This is a genomic window from Chitinophaga silvatica, from assembly GCF_003419895.1.
Taxonomy (GTDB): domain Bacteria; phylum Bacteroidota; class Bacteroidia; order Chitinophagales; family Chitinophagaceae; genus Chitinophaga; species Chitinophaga silvatica.
Genome location: NZ_QPMM01000020.1, coordinates 52,626 through 76,255 on the forward strand (window position 1 = coordinate 52,626; position 23,630 = coordinate 76,255).

The following is a 23,630-nucleotide window of genomic DNA, read 5'->3' on the forward strand; positions in this document are numbered from 1 at the left end:
GTGAGCGTTTCAGTAAAACCACTTGTAAGTATTATTACTGTATGTTTCAATGCAGGTAAATATATCGAAGCAACCATTCAGAGCGTGGTTTCGCAAACCTATCCGAATATCGAATATCTGATTATTGATGGGGCCTCAAAAGACAATACGCTGGAGGTAGTAAATAAATATCGTTCTAAAATAGCAACCATTGTTTCAGAAAAGGATAAAGGACTTTATGATGCAATGAATAAGGGTATGCAATTGGCGACAGGAGAGTATTTGCTGTTTTTGAATGCTGATGATGTACTAACAGATGAGCATGTTATTGCTGCTATGATGTCGACCTGCCATAATGCAGATGTTTATTATGGAGAAGCAATGTTTATGGATGAAGAGGGGAAAGACATTGGTCTTCGTTCTACTCAAACTCCGCATAAAGTACCGGATCAGCTTACCTGGAAAAGCCTGAAATACGGCATGGTGGTTTCACATCAGGCATTCATTATCCGTAAGTCATTAAGTCCGTTATATGATCTTAACTACAAGGTGTGTGCAGATATCGACTGGATGATTCGCAGCCTGAAAGGTTCTCATTCTGTTTGTAATACACATATAGTTGTTGCCAGATTCAGAGTCGGTGGTACTTCCAAACAACGGCAGCAGCTTGCCTGGAAGGAACGTTACAAGATTTTAAGTAAATACTACGGCCATTTACCAAATTTTACTCACCATCTGTTTATTGGATTGAGATATATTTTCTCTAAGAGATATTAGATCAACTTCACAGATTCAGCGATGCGGCATGCTTCCATGGCATTTCGTACATGGAGCTTCTCTAAAATATTTTGGCGGTGCCTGTTCACCGTATTAATACTGATTGAAAGTTGAGCAGCAATATCCTTGCTTCTTTTGCCTCTTTTGATAAGTGAAAGAATATCCTTTTCTCTGGGCGACAGCAGATTTTTAAATTCATGTTCATCCGGCGGAATCACAGTGCCTGTTCTGGTATTTACAATTACGCCGTAATAGGCATCAGAATTGCCCGGATCGTGCGACAAATTATAGAGGCATAATGCCAGCCAGATATTTCCATCTTCTGTGCTTTGAACATAAAACATCCTGTGTACTACCTTCACCAACTGATTGTTTTTATCCAGCATATGCAGAGTACTTACAACCTGGTAGTCCGACCTTTCGGTCACAGGCAGGTTTTTCAATAAATGAAAGAACCTGAGTTCTAGGGTATATTTCTTCAGAAGGTCATCTTCCCGTATTTTTTTAAAGATATCTTCTTCCCAGATGGAAGCTATTTCCTCACTTTTTTCATGATAGCTGATCCCCAAAGCGGCAGCAGTACCGCCTGTATAGATATAGCTTTTATTGGCTTTTAAATCGCTTAATACACTGATGGAATTCTCCAGGCGCGCATAAACCTGAGCAATAAACTGACAGTAAACCAGTTGTGAAGGCAGGTCTATATCTTCAAATGACTGCAGGAGTAATTTATCATTAAGCTGTTGTAAAATATTCATAGTTAATATGGTTATTTATAACCATTGTACATTCATTATTAAGCATTTACTTTTGCAAAACTAGTTATTTACTATGGTTAATTAGTGATTTTTAAATTGATAAAATGATATGAAGAAGATAGCTTTAAGTATACTGATGATGTCGGCGATGCAAGGACTATCAGCGCAATCGCTGGAGAAGATGCAATGGTTTAATGAACCATCCAAATGGGATATTAAGGGCAATGCTTTGTCGATGTTTGTTACGCCACAAACAGATTATTGGCGTATTTCCCACTACGGTTTTACGGTAGATGATGCCCCATTTTATTATGCAACTTATGGTGGAGAATTTGAAGTGAAGGTGAAGTTGACCGGTGATTATAAAGCAAGATTCGATCAAATGGGCTTAATGATCAGAATTGACCAGGAGAATTACATCAAAACCGGTATCGAATTCTTTGAGGGTAAGTATAATGTAAGTACAGTGGTAACGCACCATACCAGTGACTGGAGCGTTTTGCCGCTCGATAAAACTCCTCCGTTTATTTGGGTTAAAGCAGTCAGGAGATTGGATGCAATTGAAATCTATTATTCGTACGACGATAAAAATTATGTAATGACCAGGAATGCACCCATGCAGGATAACCGTCCGGTAATGGTTGGAGTAATGGCCGCATCGCCAGATGGTAAAGGATTTCAGGCAAAATTTGAAGAATTTAAAGTAACCCATTTACCCGATCAACGCAGGTTAAATTGGTTGAAACAGCATGCAGAGTAATTGAAGTTGGTAATTAAACATATAAACCCGCGTTAGCCGCAGGTTTTTATCTTCATTGTCTGAAAAAAAATAAGCTGCTCAATTGAGCAGCTTATTTTTTAGATATCTGATCTGAATTAATTCTTTTGTGTTTTTATGAAACGGAATATCTCATAGGCTATCATCGCCAATACCAGTATAATCAGCGTAATACTTGAAATTCCAGCTATCTTCAAGCCTTTGAAGTAAGTCTTAGGCTCAAATTTCATTTCTATTTTATGGTCGCCAGCCGGAACTTTAATAGCGCGAAGTGCGTAGTCAGTTCTGATAATGTCTGCAGGTTTACCATCTACAGTAGCTTCCCAACCAGCAGGGTAGTAGATTTCAGAGAATACAGCCAATCCATCCTGTGAATTATGCGATGCATACTCCAGTTTATTCAGACCATATTTTGTTAGTTTGATGGAAGCACTGCTATCTGCTCCTGGTTTAAAGTTGCCTACCTGTGCCTGGAAACGTTTATCAATTACTGCAGAATCGCGTGTATTCAGGTAATCCAATGTTTTCATTTCTGAATTGGCATCAGGGGCCCAAACAATATCTTTTACAAACCATGCATTACCATAAGCATCAGGATTACGTTGTGCCATTGGCTGACCTTTAGCACCCGGAACAATGAAATACTTGGTATTTAGCATGTTGAGTACTTTCATATTGTTTTTCGCAATCTGATGGGTGATCAGATCCTGGTAAATCCACAATTTTGCAGGGCTATAGCCACCGATGTTTTTGTGCCAGTAAGAAGGCGACGCATCATCGAATGGAGAAGTGGTAACATTGAAAACTCTGTAATAAGGGTCAGGGTCCTGTTTGATTTGCTGATCTGCTTCAGTAGGTTGTAACTCCTGCATGTAGGTCATATCATCTACAAAGCTTTCGTCGTTTAGGTAGTTTTTATCAACCGCAATAAGATCAATGGCCACAGCAGCAGTAATGATCAGAATTGCAGGCTGCCATTTCAGTTTACCCTGAATAAATGCCCAGATTGCAGCTGCAGCTATCAGGATAAATATTGCTGAACGGAAGCTATCTTTAAGCAATAAGCTGCTACGGTCTTTCTCCAATGCACGGATTAATAGTTTTCCATTTTCCTCACCACCCATCATCTGAGCAAAATATTGCAGCATAGTGCTATCGCTCGCGCTGGTAAATCCGATCATGTTGGCAATAACAATAAACCCAACAATAGTTCCGGCGGTGATGTACAGCGATTTTTTCAGTGCAGCCAATAATTGTTCTTTGGAATACTGGCCATTTACCACTTCCTGTAATGCATAGCAGGCAAGTACTACAAATGCAAAGCTAGGTATTACCAGGGCCTGAGCCGGTGCTCTGAATTTGTTGTATAATGGTAAATGATAGAAAAGGAAATCATTGATAAACGCCAGGTTTTTACCCCAGGCGAGAATAAAGCCTATTGCGCTGATAGCAACCAACCACCATTTCAGCCAGCTGCGAACTAAGAGCATGGAAAGCACAAACAGGAAGCAAATAATGGCACCTACATAAACAGGGCCGGAGGTACCTTTGGATTGCGCGCCATAGTAGAGTGGAAGCTTTTGTTGTCCTAAAAATTGTTCTACCTGTGCTTCCGGAACACCCAGGCTTACCATTTGTTGCCCGAAATTAGACTTGGAACTTAAGCGCTGGCCACTGGAATTACCTACATAACCAGGAATCAGGAATGTGCCGGATTCGGCTTTTCCATAACTCCAATCGTATGCATAATCGATATCCAGACCGGTAGATTTCTTCTGATTAATATCATCCTTATCTAAAGTCAATTCAGATTGACTACCCCGCATGGTGTAATCGGTATATTCACGGAGGATCAGCAAACTATCCATGGAAGGAAGAATAGCCAAAATACCGGCAACAACGAGTAAAGCAGAAGCCTTGAAAAACTGTGGTATCTGTTTATCCTTCAGGGCATGAACAAAAGCACCAACAGCCAGGCATAATACCATTATGAGGGTATAATAGATAATCTGGAGGTGATTATTATAAACAAGCATTGCAGTTGCCAGAGCTGTAAGTGTAGCACCTGTCAGCAATCTGCCACGGTAAGTAAGGATGATACCTGCCATAACAGCTGGCATCAGCGCGATGTCATACATTTTGGTAATGTGGCCTACATCAATGATGATCACGTTGTAGGAGCAGAAAGCGAATGCTATAGCCCCCATTATCCTTATCCAATATTTAAAGTCTAATACACAAAGCAGTATATACATGCAAAGCATCGCCAGAAAAAGCATGTTTACAGGAGCTGGGGTATAGAGAGACACTACATGGTTGTTGACATAGGCAATTTTATTAGCCCCGGGGCCGGTATAGATTACATAGGATGGCATGCCGGAAAACATGCTGTTTGTCCATAAGGGTCTTTCTCCTGTAGCCTCGTAGAAATCTTTTGCCTCTTTTGCCATTCCTTGTACATTCTTCATATCTCCCTGGTTCACGACCTTGCCTTCAAGAACAGGAGAGCAATACGCAAATGCCAGGAAGAGGAAAATTCCTATCGCAGCCAGATGCGGAAGAATGGCTTTTAGCCAGTTTTGCTTCATTGGATATTTTGGATTTAATTTTAAAGAAACAAAAATAACTGTAATTTATCCGAAATTTCAATATGCGCTGGATACGGTTTCTGTTAAAATTCGCTTTTATATGTAATTTATGCTTTCTTGTTAGTGAGATCCTGCGTATTACTAATTATAGCCATTCGTTGGATGCAGTGGTTAGTCACATCCTTGTATTGGGCGTTGGCATTGGGTTTCCGCTTAATGGACTGATTTGTTTGATTACCGGTATTTTACTGGTATTAAGAAAAATTCAGTGGAAAGGTCTGCCTCCCTGGTTATATTTGCTAAATATTATTTTTTTAATAGTTCAATTGATAGTTTATTATTAATGATCCATCAGCTTCTTAGAGATAGGCCAACAAAGCTTTTTGTGTTATTCGCCAGCTTTTTTGTTGCTAATGCACTGATAGCAGAGTGTATTGGAGGAAAACTTTTTTCATTGGAAAGGTTGTTTGGCCTGCCGGTACATACTTTTACTTTATTTGGGGAAAGTGGTCTTGCCTACACCCTTACGGCGGGTGTTTTACTATGGCCATTAGAGTTTGTGATGACAGATATTGTGAATGAATATTTTGGCCCCAGAGCCGTACGCCGCATTTCTTATATCGCCGTAGGAATGATTTCCTATGCATTTTTCGCATTTTGGGTGGCTATGAGTGTGCCGGCAGATGGCTGGTGGCTGGGTAGTAAATCCGACCAGGGTATCCCAAATATGCAGGATGCGTTTGTTGGGATATTCGGGCAGGGAATGTGGATCATCTTTGCAAGTCTGGTAGCCTTTCTGGTGAGCCAGATAGTAGATGTAACCGTATTTCACCGAATAAAGCGCCATACAGGGGAAAAGCATGTATGGCTGAGAGCTACAGGGTCTACTGTGGTATCTCAGCTGGTCGACAGCTTCATTGTATTATTTATAGCTTTTAAAATAGGTAATGGTTGGAGCTGGCAACGGGTACTCGCTATTTGTGTGGTAAACTACAGTTATAAGTTTGTAATAGCTATTGCCCTTACTCCACTGATCTATTTTATGAAAAGTAGAATTGAGCGGTTCCTGGGCTATGAAACAGCTACCAAAATGAAGGCGGCTGCAATGGGCATTTAGGCGTAACGCTCTTTTACAATATCAGCAACTACTTTATCGATAGGTAGTGTTACTGCTGCTGCAGAAAAATCTTCCCAGTCAATCCATCTTGGTCGTTCAACTTCTGAAACACCTTCTGGAACTGTAAAATCAAATGGGGTGGAAATTGTGGCAGCAGTAAATGATGATTTCGGCGTTACCAGGTAATAGATAGAAATGATTTGAGTTTCGTTATCGAATGCTGAAATCTGAAAGAAGTCGGTAGTATAGATATGTTCCACTACCTGCACATCCTGGTTCAGTTCTTCCTGCCACTCGCGTACAATACATTCCAGTGTACCTTCTCCAAATTCCAATCCTCCTCCGGGAAATTTGGTATAATAACCCCCACGAATATACTCATCACTCACCAACACCTGTTTCTGGTCGTTGATCATGATACCATAAACTCTAACGTTAAAACCTGTATTCATTTTATAAGTGGCTTAGAACCATTTCTTTTTCATAAAATACCAGCTAATGATAACTGAAATGGCTATTGAAAGAATGATTGGAATATAAAATGCATGTACGGTATGCTGATAGGGAATATCTACGTTCATACCATATATACTGGCTACCAGCATAGGGAAGGTAAGCACAATGGTGATAGAGGTCAGGCGCTTCATCACCACATTCAGGTTGTTGGAAATGATACTCGCAAAAGCATCCATAGTGCTGCTAAGAATGTTTGTATATACGTTGGCCATTTCCAGTGCCTGAGAGGTATCTACTATTAAATCCTGCAGGAATTCTTTTTCATCCTCGTTGAGGCCCAGGAAGTTTGTACGCTCCAGCTTCATCAGCAGTAGCTCATTGCTTCGCAGCGCAGTAACGAAATACACCAGGCTTTTTTGAATACGCATGATTCCAAGCAGCTCTTCATTTCTGTTGGAGTCGTATAATTTAGCTTCCAGCATATTCCTTCGCTGGTTGATTTCTTTCAGGTAATCCAGGAAATTAATTACTACTTTCTCAAAGATCTTTAATACCATCATATTCCGCTTTTCAGGAGAGCGGTTATGGAAAGTATTCAGGAACTTCTTGATAGCAGTATTATCAAAGGAATTAACTGTAATAATCTGGTGGTGGGTAAGAATGATTACAATTGGGATTGTGATATAGTAGGCTTCACTTTCGTTGATGGAGTTGTTTTCAGTTGGAGTTTTCAGGACAATAAGTTTCACATTATCTTCCAGCTCGTACCTGGATTTTTCATCAATATCGAGTGAGTCCGTGAGAAAGTCGAGCGGAATATCCAATTCTTCAGATAGATGCTCAAATTCAGCCTGCTTCAGAGGTGGGGTAATATTCACCCAGGCGCCATTTTCAGGCGTGCTGATTTCTACCGTTTTGCCTTCTATATTGGTAAAATACTGAATCATTGGGCGCAAATGTAGTTAAAATGTTGAATGATGTTTGCATTTGATGTAATATTGTACATCTTGAATGAGTTAAATTTTTTTTAAATATAAATGGGCGTCATAAAACAACAGAGTATCAGATCTACGGTGCTGATTTACATTGGATTTGCCATAGGAGGGATCAATACGGTATTTCTGTTTCCGCATATTTTCACTGAAAACGAATTTGCGCTTACCCGGTTATTGCAGGAAATTGCAGTAATATTGGTGCCTGTTTGCACCTTGAGTAGCGTACCTACCATCAGCAGGTTTTTTCCTTATTATTCAAGTCACTTGAAAGATAAAGATAACGATATGTTAACCTGGTCGGTGGTTGCTACCATAATTGGGTTTTTCCTGTTTGTGCTTGGAACAATTTTTTTCAAGGATCTCATTATCAGGAAATTTGCTACGAATTCCCCGCTATTTATCAGTTATTTCTTCCTGTTATATCCTAACGTATTATTATTCGCATTGTTCGGTGTTTTTGAAAGTTATAGTGGATCCAGGCATTTGACGGTATTCCCTAACTTTCTGAAAGAGCTGGTACTTCGTATACTCACTACCGTATTGGTAGTGATGTATTATTTCAAATGGGTGGGCTTCGACCTCTTTCTTTGGTTATTTTCCTTACTTTATGGTATGTTGCTGGTGGCCTTATTGGTATATCTGTACAAACATCATTTTCTGCATTTTACCTTTAAAGTAAGCAATGTTACCAGGCGTTTGTTTGGCATGATGTCTACCTATTCCATGTCTTTACTTGGAGCTACACTGTTTGCATTACTGGCTCAGAATATAGCAGCATTAATTCTGTCTAGCGCCAAAGGGTTAGATAATGTGGCTTATCTAACCATTGCTACCTATATTTCCCAGTTGATCCTGGTTCCACAACGTAGTATTGCAGCTATAGGTCTTCCGGTCTTGGCAAAGGCCTGGAAAGAAAAGGATATGGATAAGATAGAAGAAGTATATGTTAAATCTTCAGTATTGCAGTTGGTGTATGCCATGTTCATTTTCCTGGTTATCTGGCTGAATATTGACAGTATTTTTTCTTTTTTACCGGAGAGTTATAAAGTAGGCAAGTATGTAGTATTTTATTTGGGTTTATCCAGGGTGATAGATATGGGAACGGGTTTGAATAGTCAGTTGCTCAGTACCTCCCGATTATGGCGATTTGATCTGTATAGCTCAGTCATCTTTCTGGCGTTATCTTTTCCGTTAAACTATTATCTTATTAATAATTATGGATTGTTGGGTTCCGGATATGCAGGATTACTTTCTATGTTGGTATTTAATCTGATTCGCTATATTTTTATCTGGTATAAGTTCCGATTGCAGCCATTTACTGTGAATACGGTAAAAGCGATAGGGGTGGCGTTGTTATCTTTTGTGGCAACGATGTGGATTCCTTTTGTGGTACACCCACTTTTAGACATCTTGGTGAAAGGAACGGTGTTTACGCTTATTTTTGGATCATTGACTTTGTTGATGCGTATTTCGGGGGATATTAATGACACCGCGTATGGAATGCTAAGTAAAGTTCGTAGTATCCTGAAGAAGTAATAAAGGGGGCTAACTGGCCCCCTTGTAAAATTGTTTGATGGTATGGGTGATATGCAATACCTGCTCATTGGTAAGTTCCTTAAACAAGGGTAACCTCACCAGCGTATCAGAATAAAAATCTGCCAATGGCAATTCCCTGCCATCGTGTTTATCTTTATAGAAAGGAGATTTATGTAATGAGAGATAATGAAAAACCGCATGTACCCCGTTATCTTTCAAATAAGCGATTAATTCCTGTCTTTCTTCCACATTTTTACAAATCAGATAAAAGATATGGGCATTATTGGTAGCATATTCTGGTAAAAAGGGTAATCTTACCTGATTGTTCAACTCCTGTAATTCCTTCTGATACAAATTCCAGATCTCTTGTCGTCTCTGCTGAATATTGTCTATATTTTCCAGTTGTGCATATAAAAACGCAGCAACAACTTCAGAAGGGAGGAAAGAGGAGCCGATATCCACCCAGCCGTATTTGTCAATTTCGCCGCGGAAAAATGCGGCCCGGTTAGTGCCTTTTTCCCAGATGATCTCTGCACGTTGAACAAATCTTTCATCATTGATTGCCAGCATGCCACCTTCACCCGCTATTATATTTTTGGTTTCATGAAAGGAGAAGGCAGATAAATGTCCGACTGCCCCTAGGCTTACGTTTTCAAAATAAGAATCAATAGCCTGTGCGGCATCTTCAATCACCCAAAGCTGATTTTTGTTGGCGATGTCCATAATCTTTTTCATATCGCAGGCAACACCAGCATAATGTACAGGAACTATCGCTTTGGTTTTGGGTGTGATTAATGATTCGATAGTATCTGCATCCAGGTTGGGAGTATCTTTTTCACTATCGGCAAAAACAATTTTAGCGCCTCTTAAAATAAATGGGTTCGCTGTAGATACAAAAGTATAGGATGGCATAATAATCTCATCGCCTGGCTGTGTATCTATGAGGATAGCAGCCATTTCCAGTGCATCGGTACAACTAGTAGTCAGCAAAGTTTTTTTGAAGCCATATCTCTCCTCCAGTAACTGCTGGCATTTTCGGGTAAAAATACCATTTCCGGATAATTTCCCTGATGAAACCGCCTGGTACATATAATGGGCTTCTTTTCCGGTGAGATATGGTTTATTAAAAGGTATCATGCTAAAAATATTTTGGTAATCGTTTAAAGCCAGAAGTGATAAAAGTATTCTTCCTTTATCAATTCATAACCATTTTTTTCATACAGTCTGCAGGCCGGTATATTGGCTCGCTGGGTAACTACTTGAATATTAGTATATCCCTGAAGATACCCCCAGTTTTCAGCAGCTTGCATCAGTGCCCGACCGATACCATGACTTCTATAGTTTTCAGCCACTGCAATAAGTCCGATATCGGCACAATTGTTTTTTTCGCCAAGAGTCACCATACCAGTCAACTCGCCACCCAGTTCGTATACGAGTACTTCACTTGCTATGATCCTGCTTACAGATTTAACTATCCATTCGCGGTAGATCGCTTCATATTTATCAATCCCAATCTTAGGGTCTGTTCTGAAACGAGAATAAATACCGCTGGCCAACCCGAGTTGTATGAGCCTGTCGCTGGCTGTGGAAGCAGTATAAGATTTTATATCCGGAGAGATGGAAGATGGCGGATTTATTTTTTTTGCATAAGTTAGTTTGATATCAGCAAGTATGCCATTAAAGCTGCCCATAGTTTGCTTTATATCCAGGGGTTCGGAATGCGATACATATACCAGGCGGGCCTTGCTTTTCAAATCAGTCAGTATCTCGCAGATCTCTGTTGCAGTACGTACAGCCTCATTGGTACTATATACTTCATAGCCCAGGAAATTGCTATCCCAATCGCGTCTTTTGTATGGTTCTATTTCACTCATTATATCAATGCTTCTTTCAGTGCTGCCATTTTCTTATCCGGATCAAACAGTGTATCCATGATTGTTATATTACTTTGAATGATTTCCGGATTTAGTGGCTTGGCAAATGTTGCAAAATCCATATGCTCAATAGTCGCGGAGTCGTATATAGTAATGTCATTTGTTTTCAGGAACTCGTAGGTAGTACTATTGCTGTGAATGAAAACTTTCTTCCCTCTGTATAACAGGGCCAGCGTATTACCGGCGGCCTGTGTTCTGAAATGATACATCACAGCTACATCTACAGTACTTAGCAACTCATAATATTTGCTGCGTTCCATGAAACCACGAATGGTAGTTACTTTATCTTTTCCGAAGATACTAATGGCTTCTTTTTCTATAAGGTCACCATATTCTTTATTGCCGTAACTCAACGGAATTACAAGTTTTATATGTTGATCTTTATAAACGGAAAGTGCCTGGAGAGCTTCCAGGTGATTGTTGGAGCTAGTATCCGAGTTACCTACCAGGATGGTTGTTACCTGGTTGTTTTTGGGTGCATTCAGAAATTGTTGTTCTTCTGCACTGGGTTTTGGATTGAAGTTATAATAGAAATATTTATAGGCTGCGGATGTAGTATAATGCCGGAGTACCCACTGATAATCGATATAACTCCAGTTAAAAAAGAAATTAAGTCGTTTAAAAAAAAGTTCCCTGGTACGAATTATTTCTTTTTCAACGCCATTATAATTGAGATAACGTTGTGCAAAAGTGGTGAGTAGCCTTTTGGGTCTTTTAGGATTCCATTTTACTTTGGGCCGCTCTTCATTCTTTTGGAAGTATTGCAGGCTTAAAGGGCCGAATGTGGTAGTTTTAAAGCGGGAGACAGGTATTTCAACAATATCTCCTCCCCAAAAGAACATACTAACAACAACATCAGGGGGGAGGGCCAATACTGCTTTTATAGCCTGATCAGAAGCCCAATGAATAAATACCTTATCTTTTGCTGTAATACTCTTCAGGATGGCAGCAAATCTGGATGTATAAAAAGGAACAAAAAGGGGCAGGTCTGACTGCACGAATCTGCACTTATCTTTTGTAGTGTCAATTATATAAGTGTTATTTCCCGGAGCCGCCTTTTCAGCATCTGTAATAAAGTCGTTGATGAATTTGTCATCAACCATCAGGTGGTAATTCATATTTTTTCTGCGGCTTATTGTGCAGTAATGTTTCCCTCAAATACCAGTGTAGCAGGGCCACAGAGCCAGATATTTTCGAAAGTACGTTCACCGGTTTTGGTAAATTTTACTTCTAATTGTCCACCTAGTGTTTGCACAGGTACTGTATATTCTTTTTCTTCCTTACCCGCGAAAGTTAATGCAGCAGCAGTAACTCCGGTACCACAGGAATAGGTTTCATCTTCAACCCCTCTTTCATATGTACGCACAAAGATGCCATCTTCAAACTTCTGTACGAAGTTTACGTTTGTACCTTCGGCAGCAAAGCGATCGTTATATCTGATAGTGCGACCTTCATTAAAAACGTCTACTTCCTGCACATCTTCTACAAACTTTACGAAATGAGGAGAGCCTGTATTGAGGTAATAGTACAGCGGACCGTGTTCAACAGCATCAACATCCTTCATTTTAAGGTTCACCCAATTGTCGCCGTCCATTGTTGCAGCATGTTCACCGTCAATAGCGATAAAATACAGATTACCATCGCCAACACCCATTTTATGGGCGAAAGCCACGAGGCATCTGCCGCCATTACCACACATGGTGCCTTCTTTTCCGTCGGCATTATAGTATTTCATGGCGAAATCATAATCTTCGCTTTTATTGAGTAGCATGAGTCCATCAGCTCCGATTCCAAATCTGCGATCGCACAGCTCATTTACCTGCTCTTCTGTAAGCCAGTCGTATTGCCCGTTCCGGTTGTCCATGATAATGAAATCATTGCCGGTACCCTGATATTTATAGAAATGAATTGTATTCATACCCCAAAGATAATCGATAAAAAGATAAACAAAAGAGGCTACAGACCGGCAATAATGCCGAGGCCTTTTTCGATCAGTGCAGCTACGGCGGCGCCTCCGTCTTTACTGAATTCCTTACGGATGCGGTTGGCTACTATGGCGCTGATAGAGAGGCATTCGTGCCCCAGTACTCTGCCTAATCCGTAGATTGCGGAAGTTTCCATTTCGAAGTTTGTGATCTTATGGTTTTCATACGAGAAACCGGTAAGATTATCGATCAGGCCTGGATTGGCTAATGGGCCTCTGAGGATGCGGCCTTGAGGCGCATAGAATCCCGGGCAGGTAACGGTGATGCCAGTATGAAAACCATCAGTGAAATGCTTACTTAAATTAGCAGCGGCTTCAAAGATAACAGGAGAAGCACCACCAGGTTTTAAGGCAACCTGTCCTCTGAATGCTTCCAGTAAATTACGTTCTGAGGAGGTGTTTTGATAATCATAGTAGGCCATCAGATTATCTAATCCCAGCCCGTGGGATGAAACCACAAAGCTATCCACAGGAATGTTTTCCTGCAGGGCGCCAGAGGTACCCAGGCGAATAATTTTTAAAGTGGTTAGTTCAGGTTTTACCAATCTGGTTTGGAAGTCGATATTTACTAAAGCATCCAGTTCATTGAGCACGATATCGATGTTATCGGTACCGATACCGGTAGAAACAACAGATATTTTTTTATCACCTATATAACCTGTGTGAGTAACAAATTCGCGGTGTTGGTATTTGCCTTCTATTTTATCAAAATGTTTACTTACAGCGGCCACTCTATCCGGGTCGCCCACTGTGATAATAGTGCCGGCAATCTCGTCTGGCCTTACATCCAGGTGATAAACAGCCCCTCTGTTATTAATAATCAATTCTGATTCGGCAATACGTTTTTCCATCATTAAATAGTTTAAATTACACTAATCTCTTTCGCATTCAGAAGTCAATATTCCTTCGTTCTGAACTATTATCAAAATATTTTTTTTAAATATTTATTAAATAATATTTGGTGGTAATCAGAAATTTACTACTTTTGCAATCCCACAAAACGAATGAGATGCAGGCCAGTGGGGCAAATAAGGCCGGTGTTTATAAACAAAATGGTTTCGTGGCCGAGTGGCTAGGCAGAGGTCTGCAAAACCTCGTACAGCGGTTCGAATCCGCTCGGAACCTCGGAGTTTAAAAGAAAAAGTCGCTGGAATGGCGACTTTTTTCATTTATAGCAAATGATTTAGCTTATTTGTTAACCGGAAGAGTGAAATTGTACTAAATAGTGTGTGTACTGCTTTCCCATAAATTAACCAGCAAAGCAGTTTGTAATGATTTTTGTTACTCCTTGAATGCAGTTTTGTACTACTGCCAGTATTAGAGTTTAATCGTTAAAATATTCTACTTACATTCTTCTAAAAATTGCCTATTTCAGAATCAATATCTACAAAAATTGTTGCTCATTTTTTAAACTGAGTTCAATCATAATAAACAAGGCTGTTTCTGTCATACCATTAACTGAACTTAGCTTATCGCAACAATGTGAAAATATTCGCCAGGAGATAGGTTAAATTCACCTTCAACAAGAGAGTAATTAATAATTTATCCAATTTATTGTTGCAACTTCATTTTGCTTCCGGAGTGCAAAATAATAACAGGGAAGTCTATAAAAAACGTGAACGGGGTTGAGACCCCGTTCGTTCGATAACCCAAAATTAATTAGCTAACTCACAAGGTGCAGATTCAAGGCTACACTTTGCTTAGCTAATGGTAAAATGAATCATACAATATATACGCGCGTTCGTTTATTCCGGATTTCTATTTTGCTGAAATTTTATGTTTAGCTTCAAACTAGCTCAATCTGATTCTGTAATTATTGAATTAATATATCCTCTATCAATAATAGCTGCACCCCCAGAACGATAATCGAAATCAGTACAATACTCAGGAGAATTAATAGCGCAAAACAAAGTTTACGGTAGTAGGTAATCTGTGAATTCATCTCTGATTTTATATTCATCTCTGTTTGTGTAACGGCCTGGTGGATTGCCATTCTCAACATTTCAAGGTGGATGCCTTTCTTTTCACTCATGCGGATATGTTTAGTATTTACGTTTATTCTATTCGGTTAGAACCGAAGTAAGGGGATTTATTTTTCAGGGTTAGCTACTAGTACTGTATAGGGCAAAAATAAAAGCGTGGGAACTCTTACAATGCCGCCTGGGACCCCTGCGAGGGTAATGGAACGACAAAGAAGAGCCCACGCTTTATAAGCGCGAGCTTCCTTCCTTCATCCCATCCCATGTGAATTTCGCAGGTTCCCAGGTAGGATATACAGAAGCAGCTAGAAGTATATTTTTAGGGGCTGCAAATATAAATATATGAATAATAATTATTTAGGCTAATAAAAAAGTCTGTATTAACAGATAGTTAACTTATATAGGTACTAAATTAACAGGCTTGCCGCAATCTTGGTATGATGGCAGATAAAAAACAATTTATCAAAGATGACAATTTTATCAAATAATTTGAACAAAGCAAAATTTTCTAAAACACTTCATTTATCCCGAAATAGAAGCCCGATTGATCTTTACCAATGCCATAGTCGAGCCGCAGATTAATACGGCGCTTAAACTCCCATCTATATCCAATGCCGTAGCTGATCAGGGTTTGGTTTAATGCAAACTGCGAGAGTTCGGGAAAAATATTGCCGGCTGCAATCCAGGCCACCACACCATTACGCCCGAATACCTTTTGTCTTAGTTCTGCCTGTAATGCAACCTGGCTCTTGTCTCTGAACCGCCCTTCATAGTATCCTCTTAGTCTGTTAGCTCCACCAAGGAGCGACATTAATGCCCATGGTACCTCTCCCTGTTTGGTTTCTGCAAATACATCGGTGGCAAGGATACACTTGTTCCAGACAGGTAGATAACTATCGAATTGCAGTTCCCAGGCAGAGAAAACAGATTGGTTGCCCAGGAAAGAGGGGAAGTATTTGTAAGCCAACCTGGCGAAAATTCCTCTATATGCATTAAAAAGAAAATCGCGGGAATCGTAAATCAGGAAAGGGCCTATCCCAAATCCCAATACATTTTTAGTGGGCATAACCGGATGTCCGGCTGCTGTATCTACTTTACTGGCACTGTTGTTACTTACACTTACTCCGATTCCGCCGTAAAAGAGCCGAACTATTTTCATGCTCAGATCGGCAGATATCTTACTTGTCAGTAGTGTATACTTTGTGTAGTTGTCTTTATCATCGGCCGATTCATAGCCTATACCCCAGTATTTATCGGGTAATGAGCTAAAAGATGCTTTTCCGAATAAGCGAAATTTATCCTTAGGGAAAATAGTGTTACTGCTAATACCTATTCCATAAAAGCCGGTAAGGGATGCAGAACCGTAAATGGAGGCATTAGACATGCCTAGCAGGCTATCATGTGGCTGGGTTTTATATTGAGCTGCGGCCATTAATACAATACCTAAACTGGTTTCTGGAGCATAGTAAGGACCACCAATTATGCTGCAGTCGAATCTCTTATGTTTTTTTTCTTCGTGGGTATGCTTTAAATAGAAAATAACCCGGTTAATCAGCCCTTTGGGAGGGGGAGGGGCTGTTGTATCTCCGGGCTGTTGCCTGGCGTTTAAAATGAATGGCCAGCAGAATACAAGGGTTAATAAAGTACTTCTAATCATCAAAGGCAGATATCTTTCTCTAACAATCTTTTCTAAAAAAGGATGAGTAAGCACTTAAAAAAGTGAAACCACCGGGCAATCTGAGGATCAAACAGGTTGACCGACCTTAAACTGGACTCTGAAAGCCACTGTTGACAAGGGGTTATGTTAATTTAAAGAAATCTTTTACAGAAAATTGAAAAATGCTTTTAATACCTTATATTGCATACCCCGTAATGGACAGGAGGTGTAAGCAGACATGAAGTTTTATCAATGATTTTCCGAATACAATAATTTATCATAAGATATACGGCAATTAGCCAACATGATGCAAGCAAAGAGCCTTCTGAATACAGGAGGCTCTTTGCGTTTTATATACATTTAAAAAGAAGGGGTTATGACAGAGATCATTAAAATAACCACCGATGATGCTAAACACCTGGAACAGGTAAAGTTGCTTTTCAGAGAATATGCCAACTGGTTGAATGTAGATTTGAGCTTTCAGCAGTTTGAAGAAGAAGTAGCTACCTTGCCCGGAGTGTATGTTCCGCCAACCGGGGCATTATTCTTAGCCGAAGTAGATGGACAATTAGCGGGTTGCGTAGCTATCAGACCATTTGATAACACCACCGCAGAAATGAAACGGCTGTTTGTTAGGGAACAGTTTAAGGGGCATGGAGTAGGTAAGGCTTTAGCTAATGCCGCTATAGTAGAAAGCAGCAGGCTTGGATACAAAAGGATAATTCTTGATACCCTGGCCCACATGAAGCCTGCTATCGAATTATACACTTCCCTGGGCTTTCAGCCAATAGCTGCCTACTACGATAACCCAATCAGTGATGCTGTGTTTTTGTCGCTGAATCTTGAAAAGTAGTATACACCAAAATTTGCGGATTTTGGAAGCAGGAATTGCAATAACTGCATTTCTATTAATCTCCATTTTTCCAAAATCCACAAATCGGTGAAGTGCCCTTACAATGGGCGAATCCAGATATTTCTGAAACTTACCGGATTACCATGATCCTGTAAGAGAATTGACCTTGCGCCATGTTTACTGTAGGATGGTTTGCCAATATAAAGCGTTGGACCATCCAGTTCTACATTATTTTGTACCAAAACTCCGTTTTGAAGCACTGTAGCACGGGCCGGAGACCTTAATGAACCATCGTCATTAAATCGTGGTGCGGTCCAGATTACATCATATGTTTGCCATTCTCCTGGTTTTTTACAAGCATTCACTAAAGGAATTTTCTGTTTGTAGAAGCTTCCTGCCTGCCCATTAGAATAAGTTTTGTTGTTATAGTTATCTAAAACCTGCAATTCATAAAGTTCCTGCAGGAAGATGCCACTATTGCCTCTGCCTTGTCCATCTCCTTTCACTTCTGCCGGAGTACGCCACTCGATATGCAGCTGGAAATCTTCAAACTGTTGCTTGGTTTTAATAATTCCTGCTTTAGGTGTAACTGTCAGGATTTCATTTTTAACCTCCCATTTTGCAGGCCCACCGTCTTCTGAGGTCCAGCTATTCAGATTTTTACCATTAAAAAGTATAATAGCATCAGATGGCGCTGTAAGAATTAAGGTTCCCGGATTGATTACTTTAGGTACAGGATCCCAGACTTCTGTGTCTTCAGGTTTGCTTTGGGCAGTTGCTGCTAAAGTTAGCAAGGTACAGGCGGAAAGTAGTAACGTACGCATGTTCTTATTTAATTTTGAATCACTTGATGATAGGGAGTTTATATCCATTGTTATATTGGGCCGCCAGATATTTGTTGGCATCATTGTCCGTAAATTTTCCTGCTTCCTGGTTCCAGTAAACTTTCTTACCGGTACGGTAGGCGATATTTCCCATCTGACTGGTAACTGCTACCAGTGCACCTACTTCAACCGGAGCATGTAAACTGCTAAAGTCACGGGTCTTAATAGCATTGGCAAAGTTGATTGTATGCATATCCAATCCATTGTCTACAGATTTCTGACGCGGTACGGCTGCCATTCTATTATCTTCAGGAATAACTTCCCAACCGCCTCGATCCAGTACCAGTGTACCGTTATTTCCTATAAATGCTATTCCATGATCCCTGCCATAGTTACCGCCAGAGATACCTACGGCCTGTTCCCATTGAATATTATAGCCATCAAATTCGTATACGGTTGTGAGCGTATCCGGTGTTTCTGATGCATCTTTAGGGTAAGCAAATTTGCCTCCTGCCGCCATTACAGACTTAGGGGCTGTAGATTTCATCCCCAAAAGGGCATAGTCTAATAAATGCACTCCCCAGTCGGTCATCAAACCTCCTGCATAATCCCAGAACCAACGGAAAGTAAAATGGAATCTGTTTTCATTGAAGGGGCGCATAGTAGCCGGACCAAGCCATGATTTATAATCTACTCCGGCCGGTGCCGGGCCATCCGGTTTCACAGGCACAGAATTCATCCATCCCATGTATGCCCAGGCTTTAACAAGACGTATCTGTCCTAACTTTCCTGAGTGTACGAAATCGATAGCGTCGCGGAAGTGTTGCTGACTTCTTTGCCATTGCCCCACCTGTACTATACGGCCATATTTCTTTTGTGCTGCTACCATAGAACGGCACTCAATAATTGAGTTACCCATTGGTTTTTCCACGTATACATCCTTACCGGCGGAGCAGGCATCTGTCATCTGTAAACAGTGCCAGTGGTCGGGTGTACCTATTACAACTGCATCAATATCCTTATCTTCCAATAATCTACGGTAATCGCTATACGCTTTTACTTTAATACCTTTCTGGGCCAGTTCGGCGACTCTTTTATCCAACACATTTTTATCTACATCACAGAGTGCAACGCATTGTACTCCAGGCACTTTCATTAATGATGTAAGATCTGCCCACCCCATACCATTAATGCCGATTGCTGCTACATTGAGTCTATCGCTTGGGGCTACCATTTTCAAAGGGAATGCTTGTAATGAGCCAGGTAATGCGGATACAAGACCTGCTCCGGCCATCAGAGTGGAGGCCGATCTGATGAAGTTTCTACGGGAATTATTCATAATGTGGAATTAATTAAGCGTACAAAATATAAAAAATATGGTTGCTCGCAAAGGCACAAAGTTTAATATTAAGGCGCAAAGGATTTTTTATTAAGATAATAAGGATCGAAGCGTATTTTAATTATTATTGGAATTATGTATCCACTAATCTGGAAACCATCCTTAATTCTTAATAATATTCGCTCTGATCCTTAAAAATCTTTAAAAAAGTCCTTTGCGCCTTAATATTAAACTTTGTGCCTTTGCGAGCAACTACTCTTCTTCGTCTTCGTTACTTAAACTGAAGTTCATCATAGTACCTAGCAAGTCACTAAACCGGATTTCATTTTCAACCACTTTTTTACTTATCAATGAATAGGTTGCAAGTCCATGTAAAACAAACTCCATCAATAACAATGCTTCCTTATTGCTGACTTTCGGGAATCGTTCTTTTACCAATTCCTTCAGGCCGGTTACTTTATTAAGTGTGGTTTCGTATTGCTTATCACTGATATCCTGTAGCAGTTGAACGTTATTGCCCTGGTCGAACCATTGAATTACAGTTCTGTAAGGATTTTCTGTAGGCATACTTTGTTTCTTCTTCTTAAACGCATCAGGATTAGGGAAGTAAGTTGTAAACAGGGTACGTATGGCTTTATCAAGCAGATTATGAGCTACTTGCAGTGGGCCTTCCTGTTCTCCTTCATATACTAATTCTATTTTTCCGGTAATTGCAGGTATAATAGCCTGTAAGTCTGCTATTCTAACCTGGGTTTCTTTTTCTTTATTGATAATTGCTCTTCTTTCGCCTGCACTGACAGCATTTTCATATGCCGCAATTGTCAGACGGGCAGAAACACCGCTTTTTTTATCTACATATTCACTATTTCTTGCCTCAAATGATACTTGTTCTATGAGTCTCTTTACCATATCGGCAATTTGAATTTTGCTTTGCTGATCCTCATGGATATCAGCTTCCTGTTCGGTGATCTGTAAAGAGTTTTCTATTGTTTTAGGATAATGGGTAATAATCTGGCTTTCTATCCTGTCTTTTAGCGGAGTTACAATAGAACCACGATTCGTATAGTCTTCCGGGTTAGCAGTAAAAACAAACAGGATATCTAAAGGCATCCGAACTTTAAATCCTCTGATCTGGATATCTCCTTCCTGCAGAATATTGAATAATGAAACCTGAATTCTCGCTTGAAGATCGGGAAGTTCATTGATTACAAAAATGCTTCTGTTGGAGCGGGGGATGATGCCAAAATGTATTACTCTTTCGTCGGCGAAACTAAGTTTAAGATTTGCAGCCTTGATAGGGTCGATATCTCCCACCAGGTCGGCCACGGAAACGTCCGGAGTTGCCAGTTTTTCACCGTATCTGGCGCTTTTATGTAACCAGGCAATTGGGGTTTTATCGCCCATTGTAGCTACTAAATCGCGGGCAAATCTGCTAAGTGGATTAAATGGATCATCATTTACTTCAGAACCTTCTACAACAGGAATATATTCATCAAGTAAATCTACCATTTGTCGGGCCATTCTTGTTTTGGCCTGGCCCCTGAGTCCAAGGAATAGTATATTGTGCCTGGACAGTAGTGCTCTTTCTGTATCAGGAATTACGGTATCTTCATATCCAATAATGCCTGGGAATGGATTTTCTTTTGATTGTAATTTTTTGATCAGGTTTCTTCTGATTTCTTCCTTCACTGAAACTGGTTTGTAACCGCTTTTCTTAAGCTCGCCTAAAGTTTTTATGTTCGTATTCATCGCTAATTTTTACTGATTAAAAGAATTTTCTTTTACCGCTTTCAAAGTCGCGGAATAAGAATTGGCCCAGTTTTTCTGTACCTGAAAAGAAGGCTTTCCCATTATTAGTTTCTGTAAACTCCTGAACGAATTGTTGCAGCCAGGGGTCTGTTGCCACCATGAAAGTGGTAATAGGAATTTTAAGTTTTTTACATTGAGCAGCCAGATTTAGGGTTCTGTTCAGAATTTTTCTGTCAAGCCCAAAGCTGTTTTTATAATATTGAGAACCGATTTTCAAACAGGTGGGTTTTCCGTCGGTGATCATAAAAATCTGTTTATTGGGATTGCGTCTTCTTCTGAGCAGATCCATAGCCAGCTCTAAACCGGCAACGGTATTGGTATGGTAAGGACCAACCTGTAGATAGGGGAGATCCTTGATCTCTATCTGCCAGGCATCATTTCCGAAAACGATGATGTCGAGCGTATCTTTCGGATACCGGGTGGTAATTAATTCGGCAAGCGCCATTGCTACTTTCTTGGCCGGAGTGATTCTATCTTCTCCATAGAGGATCATGGAGTGGGAGATATCGATCATTAAGGCGGTAGAAGTTTGAGTTTTGAAATCTGTTTCTCTCACTTCAAGATCTTCCTGGCTGATAGAAAAGCTCTCAATTCCGTGATTGATCTGGGCATTTTTAATGGAGGCCGTAATATCCAGCTGATCAACTCCATCGCCGAATTCGAATGGGCGGGTTTCGGAGTTCAGTTCATCACCCATACCGGGTTTACGGATATTATGGCTACCGGAAGTAGCTTTTTTAAGTTTTCCGAAGATTTCCTCCAGCGCACTTTTGCGGATGGTTTGCTCTGTTTTGCCGGTGATTTCGATCTCACCGCTTTCTTCGTTTTCTCGAATATATCCTTTATCTTTTAACTCCTGAATGAAGTCACCAATCCCGTAATCCTGGTTGGTAAGATTATATTCCTTGTCCAGTTCTGTTAACCACTGTAAAGCCTCAGCAACATCGCCACTAGTGTAGGTAAGTAGTTGAGTAAACAGATCTAGCAGGCGCTGGAAAGGAGATTCGTTGTTGTCGTCCGGGTTGAACCTGGAAAATTGTATTCCTCTCATAGCACGTCTTCTATGATAAATTTAAAACATTTAGAGCAGAAAGTAATGTGAACTTTAGCAGGGGTATATAAGAAAAGGGCTATAAAACTTGCATTTTATTCTGAAAGCTAGTACTTTCAATCATCAAAAAAATAACAATATGAAAAAACTGAGAAATGCATTCTTACTGGCTGGCGGCTTGATGTTGGCATTGTTTGCAAAACCTTCGGTTGCACAGAGCAGAGCAGATGCATTAGGATGGAAGCTGGGTGCTCAGGCATGGACTTTCAACCATTTCACTTTAGCGGAAGCCCTGGACAAAATGGATAGCTGCGGAATAATGTACGTAGAAGCATTCCCTGGACAAACAATTGGGGGTGGTATTGAAGGTAAATTCGAATATACCATGTCACCTTCTCAGCAGGAAAAAGTAAAAGCGCTTTTCAAAAAGAAACATAAAGTGCTGGTCGGATTTGGAGTAGTAGTACCTCAATCTGAAGCTGAATGGCGTACTTTGTTTGATTTTGCAAACAGAATGGGTATCCAGGTTATTACTTCTGAACCACAACAAGAATATCTTGATCTGATTTCTTCTCTTTGCGACCAATATCAGATTAAATTAGCTATACACGATCACCCGAAACCAAGTATGTATTGGAATCCTGATTTAGTGCTGGCTGCTGTTAAAAACAGAAGTAAATTAATGGGAGCATGCGCTGATATTGGCCACTGGGTTCGTTCTGGTTTAGATCCAATCGAATGTATCAAGAAACTGGACGGTAGAATTAATAGCCTTCACTTTAAAGATCTTAACGATAAATCTCCAGATTCACACGATGTAGTTTGGGGTAATGGCGTTTGTCAGATCAGCAAAGTATTGGAAACCCTGAAAAACCAGAAGTTCAAAGGTCTGTTCTCTGCAGAATATGAGCATAACTGGGATTTCAATGTTCCTGAAGTTAAAGCCAGTGCAGCTTATTGGAGAACTATCGTTTCCAACCTGTAATCACTGTTCTAATATCTTTTAAAAGCTCCATGAATGTAAATTCATGGAGCTTTTTTTATGGTAGTTGCTTGAACTTTTATTTTGAATTAATTACTTGTCTTTATTGGACTTCTTTAATCATAGTTTGATAGAGGAAATAGTTTTTTGTTGTGTATGTGATTGATGAATTTCATTTACCGTATGCTGGGAGGGGGCATTGCTTTTTGTTGCTGTATAAAGGGAAATAATCCC

General features: G+C 40.1%; 21 protein-coding genes and 1 tRNA gene. 7 read left to right on the forward strand and 15 right to left on the reverse strand.

Annotated features, from left to right (window positions below; translation table 11 throughout):
- Positions 1-756, forward strand: coding sequence for a glycosyltransferase family 2 protein (locus tag DVR12_RS27120; protein ID WP_116978961.1), 756 nt, complete (start codon positions 1-3; stop codon positions 754-756).
- Here DVR12_RS27120 and DVR12_RS27125 read toward each other — a convergent pair.
- Entirely contained in the window at positions 753-1,514 is a 762-nt protein-coding gene (locus tag DVR12_RS27125) for a response regulator transcription factor (RefSeq protein WP_116978963.1), read from the reverse strand. The two genes, DVR12_RS27120 and DVR12_RS27125, sit on opposite strands and share 4 nt — an antisense overlap.
- A gap of 109 nt (positions 1,515-1,623) precedes the next feature.
- Between DVR12_RS27125 and DVR12_RS27130 the strand changes: the two genes are divergently transcribed.
- Positions 1,624-2,274, forward strand: a complete 651-nt coding sequence (locus tag DVR12_RS27130) for a DUF1349 domain-containing protein (protein ID WP_116978964.1) — start codon at positions 1,624-1,626, stop codon at positions 2,272-2,274.
- Positions 2,275-2,390: 116 nt separating this feature from the next.
- Here DVR12_RS27130 and DVR12_RS27135 read toward each other — a convergent pair whose 3' ends face one another.
- Complete coding sequence (locus DVR12_RS27135; RefSeq protein WP_116978966.1) at positions 2,391-4,880, reverse strand: YfhO family protein; 2,490 nt, start codon at positions 4,878-4,880, stop codon at positions 2,391-2,393.
- A 343-nt stretch (positions 4,881-5,223) separates the two neighbouring features.
- On the opposite strand from DVR12_RS27135, the gene DVR12_RS27145 reads away from it, so the two are divergent.
- On the forward strand, positions 5,224-5,997 hold the full coding sequence (locus DVR12_RS27145; RefSeq protein WP_116978968.1) for a queuosine precursor transporter: 774 nt from the start codon (positions 5,224-5,226) through the stop codon (positions 5,995-5,997).
- Here the strand turns inward: DVR12_RS27145 and DVR12_RS27150 are convergent.
- Together DVR12_RS27150 and DVR12_RS27155 are read right to left on the reverse strand one after the other, a co-directional pair.
- Positions 5,994-6,449 (reverse strand): NUDIX domain-containing protein, encoded by a 456-nt coding sequence (locus DVR12_RS27150; RefSeq protein WP_116978970.1) that lies wholly within the window; start codon positions 6,447-6,449, stop codon positions 5,994-5,996. The genes DVR12_RS27145 and DVR12_RS27150 overlap by 4 nt on opposite strands.
- Before the next feature lie 12 nt (positions 6,450-6,461).
- On the reverse strand, positions 6,462-7,400 hold the full coding sequence (locus DVR12_RS27155) for a magnesium transporter CorA family protein (protein WP_116978972.1): 939 nt from the start codon (positions 7,398-7,400) through the stop codon (positions 6,462-6,464).
- A 90-nt stretch (positions 7,401-7,490) separates the two neighbouring features.
- Between DVR12_RS27155 and DVR12_RS27160 the strand changes: the two genes are divergently transcribed.
- The gene (locus DVR12_RS27160; RefSeq protein WP_116978974.1) at positions 7,491-8,984 is read left to right on the forward strand and encodes a lipopolysaccharide biosynthesis protein; all 1,494 of its coding nucleotides are present in this window, start codon (positions 7,491-7,493) and stop codon (positions 8,982-8,984) included.
- Positions 8,985-8,993: 9 nt separating this feature from the next.
- Here the strand turns inward: DVR12_RS27160 and rffA are convergent, their stop codons facing one another.
- From rffA to DVR12_RS27185, 5 genes are read right to left on the reverse strand one after another with little or no spacing between them, the layout of a single operon-like run.
- Positions 8,994-10,121 (reverse strand): dTDP-4-amino-4,6-dideoxygalactose transaminase, encoded by a 1,128-nt coding sequence (rffA, locus tag DVR12_RS27165; protein WP_116978975.1) that lies wholly within the window; start codon positions 10,119-10,121, stop codon positions 8,994-8,996.
- A gap of 23 nt (positions 10,122-10,144) precedes the next feature.
- Entirely contained in the window at positions 10,145-10,858 is a 714-nt protein-coding gene (locus DVR12_RS27170; protein ID WP_116978977.1) for a GNAT family N-acetyltransferase, read from the reverse strand.
- Positions 10,858-12,036, reverse strand: coding sequence for a TDP-N-acetylfucosamine:lipid II N-acetylfucosaminyltransferase (locus tag DVR12_RS27175; RefSeq protein ID WP_116978978.1), 1,179 nt, complete (start codon positions 12,034-12,036; stop codon positions 10,858-10,860). The genes DVR12_RS27170 and DVR12_RS27175 overlap by 1 nt, the downstream gene beginning before the upstream one ends.
- Before the next feature lie 14 nt (positions 12,037-12,050).
- The gene (dapF, locus tag DVR12_RS27180; protein ID WP_116978980.1) at positions 12,051-12,836 is read right to left on the reverse strand and encodes a diaminopimelate epimerase; all 786 of its coding nucleotides are present in this window, start codon (positions 12,834-12,836) and stop codon (positions 12,051-12,053) included.
- A gap of 38 nt (positions 12,837-12,874) precedes the next feature.
- Positions 12,875-13,753, reverse strand: a complete 879-nt coding sequence (locus tag DVR12_RS27185; RefSeq protein WP_116978982.1) for a nucleoside phosphorylase — start codon at positions 13,751-13,753, stop codon at positions 12,875-12,877.
- A gap of 203 nt (positions 13,754-13,956) precedes the next feature.
- Here DVR12_RS27185 and DVR12_RS27190 point away from each other — a divergent pair.
- Positions 13,957-14,027, forward strand: a tRNA-Cys gene (locus tag DVR12_RS27190).
- Between the two features lie 688 nt (positions 14,028-14,715).
- On the opposite strand, the gene DVR12_RS27195 is transcribed toward DVR12_RS27190, so the two are convergent.
- Both DVR12_RS27195 and DVR12_RS27200 read right to left on the reverse strand, forming a co-directional pair.
- Entirely contained in the window at positions 14,716-14,934 is a 219-nt protein-coding gene (locus DVR12_RS27195; protein WP_116978984.1) for a hypothetical protein, read from the reverse strand.
- Positions 14,935-15,389: 455 nt separating this feature from the next.
- The gene (locus DVR12_RS27200; protein ID WP_116978985.1) at positions 15,390-16,538 is read right to left on the reverse strand and encodes a BamA/TamA family outer membrane protein; all 1,149 of its coding nucleotides are present in this window, start codon (positions 16,536-16,538) and stop codon (positions 15,390-15,392) included.
- 376 nt (positions 16,539-16,914) lie between these two features.
- Between DVR12_RS27200 and DVR12_RS27205 the strand changes: the two genes are divergently transcribed.
- Positions 16,915-17,391, forward strand: a complete 477-nt coding sequence (locus DVR12_RS27205) for a GNAT family N-acetyltransferase (RefSeq protein ID WP_116978987.1) — start codon at positions 16,915-16,917, stop codon at positions 17,389-17,391.
- Positions 17,392-17,489: 98 nt separating this feature from the next.
- On the opposite strand, the gene DVR12_RS27210 is transcribed toward DVR12_RS27205, so the two are convergent.
- From DVR12_RS27210 to DVR12_RS27225, 4 genes are all read right to left on the reverse strand, one after another.
- A complete protein-coding gene (locus tag DVR12_RS27210) occupies positions 17,490-18,215 on the reverse strand; it encodes a 3-keto-disaccharide hydrolase (protein ID WP_116978989.1) in 726 nt (241 codons plus the stop codon).
- Between the two features lie 19 nt (positions 18,216-18,234).
- Positions 18,235-19,554 (reverse strand): Gfo/Idh/MocA family protein, encoded by a 1,320-nt coding sequence (locus tag DVR12_RS27215; RefSeq protein ID WP_116978991.1) that lies wholly within the window; start codon positions 19,552-19,554, stop codon positions 18,235-18,237.
- Between the two features lie 252 nt (positions 19,555-19,806).
- Complete coding sequence (locus tag DVR12_RS27220; RefSeq protein ID WP_116978993.1) at positions 19,807-21,303, reverse strand: magnesium chelatase; 1,497 nt, start codon at positions 21,301-21,303, stop codon at positions 19,807-19,809.
- A gap of 16 nt (positions 21,304-21,319) precedes the next feature.
- Positions 21,320-22,414, reverse strand: a complete 1,095-nt coding sequence (locus tag DVR12_RS27225) for a vWA domain-containing protein (protein WP_116978995.1) — start codon at positions 22,412-22,414, stop codon at positions 21,320-21,322.
- A gap of 139 nt (positions 22,415-22,553) precedes the next feature.
- Here DVR12_RS27225 and DVR12_RS27230 point away from each other — a divergent pair, with 139 nt between their 5' ends.
- Positions 22,554-23,399, forward strand: a complete 846-nt coding sequence (locus DVR12_RS27230; RefSeq protein WP_116978997.1) for a sugar phosphate isomerase/epimerase family protein — start codon at positions 22,554-22,556, stop codon at positions 23,397-23,399.
- Positions 23,400-23,630: the final 231 nt, after the last annotated feature.

Bases quoted from the DNA above. Each gene is read 5' to 3' on its own strand.
- DVR12_RS27125 (WP_116978963.1), bottom strand. From the start codon at position 1,514: ATGAATATTTTACAACAGCTTAATGATAAATTACTCCTGCAGTCATTT.
- DVR12_RS27130 (WP_116978964.1), top strand. From the start codon at position 1,624: ATGAAGAAGATAGCTTTAAGTATACTGATGATGTCGGCGATGCAAGGA.
- DVR12_RS27135 (WP_116978966.1), bottom strand. From the start codon at position 4,880: ATGAAGCAAAACTGGCTAAAAGCCATTCTTCCGCATCTGGCTGCGATA.
- DVR12_RS27145 (WP_116978968.1), top strand. From the start codon at position 5,224: ATGATCCATCAGCTTCTTAGAGATAGGCCAACAAAGCTTTTTGTGTTA.
- DVR12_RS27150 (WP_116978970.1), bottom strand. From the start codon at position 6,449: ATGAATACAGGTTTTAACGTTAGAGTTTATGGTATCATGATCAACGAC.
- DVR12_RS27155 (WP_116978972.1), bottom strand. From the start codon at position 7,400: ATGATTCAGTATTTTACCAATATAGAAGGCAAAACGGTAGAAATCAGC.
- DVR12_RS27160 (WP_116978974.1), top strand. From the start codon at position 7,491: ATGGGCGTCATAAAACAACAGAGTATCAGATCTACGGTGCTGATTTAC.
- rffA (WP_116978975.1), bottom strand. From the start codon at position 10,121: ATGATACCTTTTAATAAACCATATCTCACCGGAAAAGAAGCCCATTAT.
- DVR12_RS27170 (WP_116978977.1), bottom strand. From the start codon at position 10,858: ATGAGTGAAATAGAACCATACAAAAGACGCGATTGGGATAGCAATTTC.
- DVR12_RS27175 (WP_116978978.1), bottom strand. From the start codon at position 12,036: ATGAATTACCACCTGATGGTTGATGACAAATTCATCAACGACTTTATT.
- dapF (WP_116978980.1), bottom strand. From the start codon at position 12,836: ATGAATACAATTCATTTCTATAAATATCAGGGTACCGGCAATGATTTC.
- DVR12_RS27185 (WP_116978982.1), bottom strand. From the start codon at position 13,753: ATGGAAAAACGTATTGCCGAATCAGAATTGATTATTAATAACAGAGGG.
- DVR12_RS27195 (WP_116978984.1), bottom strand. From the start codon at position 14,934: ATGAGTGAAAAGAAAGGCATCCACCTTGAAATGTTGAGAATGGCAATC.
- DVR12_RS27200 (WP_116978985.1), bottom strand. From the start codon at position 16,538: ATGATTAGAAGTACTTTATTAACCCTTGTATTCTGCTGGCCATTCATT.
- DVR12_RS27205 (WP_116978987.1), top strand. From the start codon at position 16,915: ATGACAGAGATCATTAAAATAACCACCGATGATGCTAAACACCTGGAA.
- DVR12_RS27210 (WP_116978989.1), bottom strand. From the start codon at position 18,215: ATGCGTACGTTACTACTTTCCGCCTGTACCTTGCTAACTTTAGCAGCA.
- DVR12_RS27215 (WP_116978991.1), bottom strand. From the start codon at position 19,554: ATGAATAATTCCCGTAGAAACTTCATCAGATCGGCCTCCACTCTGATG.
- DVR12_RS27220 (WP_116978993.1), bottom strand. From the start codon at position 21,303: ATGAATACGAACATAAAAACTTTAGGCGAGCTTAAGAAAAGCGGTTAC.
- DVR12_RS27225 (WP_116978995.1), bottom strand. From the start codon at position 22,414: ATGAGAGGAATACAATTTTCCAGGTTCAACCCGGACGACAACAACGAA.
- DVR12_RS27230 (WP_116978997.1), top strand. From the start codon at position 22,554: ATGAAAAAACTGAGAAATGCATTCTTACTGGCTGGCGGCTTGATGTTG.